At 70.5% G+C, this 3,276-nt stretch carries 4 protein-coding genes; all 4 read right to left on the bottom strand.

Translation table 11 applies throughout. The annotated features are described in order from the left end of the window. Positions 1-64: 64 nt before the first annotated feature. The gene (locus H5J30_RS23410) at positions 65-922 is read right to left on the bottom strand and encodes an ATP-binding cassette domain-containing protein (protein WP_181789352.1); all 858 of its coding nucleotides are present in this window, start codon (positions 920-922) and stop codon (positions 65-67) included. Next, positions 919-1,965, bottom strand: a complete 1,047-nt coding sequence (locus H5J30_RS23405) for an ABC transporter permease (RefSeq protein WP_181789351.1) — start codon at positions 1,963-1,965, stop codon at positions 919-921. The genes H5J30_RS23410 and H5J30_RS23405 overlap by 4 nt, the downstream gene beginning before the upstream one ends. Then, positions 1,962-2,963: a sugar ABC transporter substrate-binding protein gene (locus H5J30_RS23400; RefSeq protein ID WP_181789350.1), complete on the bottom strand. Its 1,002-nt coding sequence runs from the start codon at positions 2,961-2,963 to the stop codon at positions 1,962-1,964. Before H5J30_RS23400 ends, H5J30_RS23405 begins: the two co-directional genes overlap by 4 nt. Before the next feature lie 164 nt (positions 2,964-3,127). Beyond that, the coding region (locus H5J30_RS23395; protein ID WP_181789349.1) for a UTRA domain-containing protein at positions 3,128-3,276 on the bottom strand (149 nt) is incomplete at its 5' end.

Raw genomic sequence — 3,276 nt, 5'->3', positions numbered from 1 at the left:
GCGCGCGTGCTCGCGCACTGCGCCCGGAGGGCTCCCCGCCGCGGCCCGTGTTCCCGCGCCGCGGCTAGCTCTTCGCCCGCTGGAGCTCGTGGCTGAGCTGCTCCAGCTCGCTGCCCCCGGCCATCTGCCGGGTCAGCTCGTCCAGGGTGATCTCGGCGCGGGCGTGGCTGCCGGCCATGATCCCGCGCTTGAGCAGGATGAACCGGTCGCCGACGAGGTAGGCGTGGTGCGGGTTGTGGGTGATCAGGACGACGCCGAGGCCGTGGTCGCGGGCGGCGGCCACGTACTTCAGCACCACGCCGGACTGCTTGACGCCCAGCGCCGCGGTCGGCTCGTCCAGGACCAGCACCTTGGCGCCGAAGTAGATCGCCCGCGCGATCGCGACCGACTGCCGCTCGCCGCCCGAAAGGGTGCCGATGGGCTGGTCCACGTCCCGCAGGTCGATGCCCATGCGCAGCAGCTCTGTGCGGGTGGTGGCGCGCATCTTCGGCACGTCGAGGCGGCGCAGCGGGCCGCGGCCCACCGTCGGCTCCGAGCCGAGGAAGAAATTGCGCCACACGGGCATCAGCGGCACCACGGCGAGGTCCTGGTAGACCGTGGCGATGCCCCGGTCCAGCGCCTCGCGCGGATTGCCCAGCCGGGAGTCCCGGCCCTCGATGCGGAAGCCGCCGGAGTCGTGCTGGTGCAGCCCGGAGATGATCTTGATGAGGGTGGACTTGCCCGCGCCGTTGTCGCCGAGCACGCAGGTGATCTCGCCGGCGTGCACCTGGAGGGAGACGCCTTCGAGCGCGCGGATGTTGCCGTAGTACTTACTGACGTCCGCCAGCTCCACCAGCGGCCCGCCCCCGGCGGGTCCGCCGGGGGCCGCCGCGCCGTCCGCGGCCGTGCCGTCGCCGGCCGTGCCGTCCGTGGCCTTCGTCATCTGGCCGCCTCCGCGCGCGTGCGTACCCAGGAGTTGAGGATCGTGGCCAGCAGCAGCATCGCGCCGAGGAAGAACCAGAACCAGTCCGAGTCCCACTGGGCGTAGACGATGCCCTGCTTGGCCATGCCGAAGATCAGCGCGCCGATCGCGGCGCCGATCGCCGAGCCGTAGCCGCCGGTCAGCAGGCAGCCGCCGATCACGGCGGCGGCGATGTAGTGCAGCTCCAGGCCGCGGCCCTCCGCGGACTGCACCACGCCGGAGAACGAGAACAGCAGGTGCTGCCCCGAGATCCAGGCCGCCACCGCGACGCCGAGGTAGAGCCCGATCTTCGTGCGGTGCACGGGGACGCCGACCGCGCGGGCCGCGTCCTTGTTGCCGCCGACCGCGAAGATCCAGTTGCCCCAGCGGGTGCGCAGCAGGATCCAGGTGGCCAGCGCGACCAGACCGATCCACCACAGGATCGTCACGCGCAGCTTGAACGAGCCGACGTCGATCGACGAGGCGAAGAGCACCCGCGCCGACTCGAAGCCCTGCATGTCGTCGATGCCGTTCGTGGAGACCGTGCCCTGGATCCTCTTGGTGAGGCCGATGTTGGCGCCCCACAGCATCAGGTACGTGCCCAGCGTGATGATGAAGCTGGGCAGCCCGGTGCGGACCAGCATGAAGCCGTTGAAGAAGCCGATGGCGAGGGTGACCAGCAGGGAGACGAAGACGCCCGCCCAGACGTTGGCGGTCATCTCGTACGCGAACATCGTCGACGTCAGCGCCGCGGAGGTGACCAGCACGCCCGCCGACAGGTCGAACTCGCCGCCGATCATCAGCAGCGCCACGGGCACCGCCATGATGCCGATGGTGGAGGCGGCGTAGAGCACGGTGTCGAGGCTGGACAGGAAGCTGTCCGCGATGACGGCGAAGAAGAGGAAGACCGCGACCGCGCCGATCACCGAGCCCAGCTCCGGCCGGCCGAGGAGCCGGTGCAGCGGGGAGGCGTGCAGCAGGCGTTCGTCCGGTGCCTTGGTGTCCGCCGGGAGGGTGGTGGTCATCGGGTGCCGCGCTCCGTGAACTTCTTCAGGTCGGGAGCGTCCTCCTCGGTGACGATGGCGGGACCGGTCAGCACGGTCTGGCCGCCGCCGATGACGTTGCCGTTCGTCTCGTACAGCCACAGCTCGTCGACCGCCAGGTAGCCCTGCAGATAGGGCTGCTGGTCGACGGCGAAGCTGAGCTGCTTGCCCTCCAGCGACTCCGCGACGGTCTTGTTCAGGTCGAACGTCGCGACCTCCGCCTTGCTGCCGGTGGCGTCCTTGGCCTCCACGGCCGAGGCGGCGACGTCCGCGTTGAGCGTGACGACCGAGTCGACGCCGCCGTCCGCCTCCAGCTTCGCCTGGATGCCCGAGAGCACCCCGGGCTTGCTCGCGCCGTCGACGGTCAGGTTCTCCACCGAGCCGGAGAAGGTCTTCTTCACACCGGCGCAGCGCTGCTCCAAGCCGACGTTGCCCTGCTCGTGGATGACGCAGACGGCCTTCTTGCGGCCGCGCTCGTTCAGCTCCTCGCCGACCGCCTCGCCGGCGACGGACTCCTCCTGGCCGATGTGGCTCAGGGCCCCGTACTCCTTCGAGAACTCGGCGCCGGAGTTGATCGTCACCACCGGGATGCCGGCGTCCACGGCGGCCTGCACCGCGCTCTTCATCGCCTCCGGCTTGGCGAGCGTGACGATGATGCCGTCGACCTTCTTGTCCACGAACGTCTGGACCAGCCGCGCCTGCTCGTCGTCCTTCTCGCTGTTGGCGTAGAGGAACTCGACGTTGTCCTTGGCGGCGGCCTGCTTGGAGCCGCTCTGGACGATGTCCCAGAAGGTGTCGCCGGGCGCCGAGTGGGTCACCATGGCTATCTCCATGCGCGGCGTGTTCACGCCCCCGCCGCCGCCCCCGCCGCCGTCGTTCTCCTCGGCGTCCTTGCCGCCGGAGTCACTGCAGCCCGCTGCGGCTACCGCCAGCAGGGTGGTCATCGCCGCCGCCGCGAAAACGCGCGTGCTACGGGCCATACGGCTGCGCGCCATCTGGGTACCCGCCTTTCTTCCCTGGTCGTCCCCGGCCGCCCGCGTGGCGGCTGGAGGTGTTCTAGCCGGGGGCGGGGACCGAGTCAATGCCTTGCCGGATCATTCTGACCCGCGGCTACCCGTGAGTCACCCCGTGGGTCCCCGCCAGGTCAGCCGCGGTCGAGCAACTGGAACTCGAAGCTGTAGCGCGAGGCCCGGTACAGGTGCGAGCCGAACTCCACCCCGCGCCCCGTGTCGTCGTAGGTGAACCGCTCCATCGTCAGCACCGCCGCGCCCTCCTCCTCGCCGAGCCGCTCCG

Origin of the sequence: Streptomyces phytophilus, assembly GCF_013870535.1 — a bacterium.
Taxonomy (GTDB): domain Bacteria; phylum Actinomycetota; class Actinomycetes; order Streptomycetales; family Streptomycetaceae; genus Streptomyces; species Streptomyces phytophilus.
This window is presented reverse-complemented; position numbering and strand designations above follow the sequence as displayed.

Bases quoted from the DNA above. Each gene is read 5' to 3' on its own strand.
- H5J30_RS23410 (WP_181789352.1), bottom strand. From the start codon at position 922: ATGACGAAGGCCACGGACGGCACGGCCGGCGACGGCACGGCCGCGGAC.
- H5J30_RS23405 (WP_181789351.1), bottom strand. From the start codon at position 1,965: ATGACCACCACCCTCCCGGCGGACACCAAGGCACCGGACGAACGCCTG.
- H5J30_RS23400 (WP_181789350.1), bottom strand. From the start codon at position 2,963: ATGGCCCGTAGCACGCGCGTTTTCGCGGCGGCGGCGATGACCACCCTG.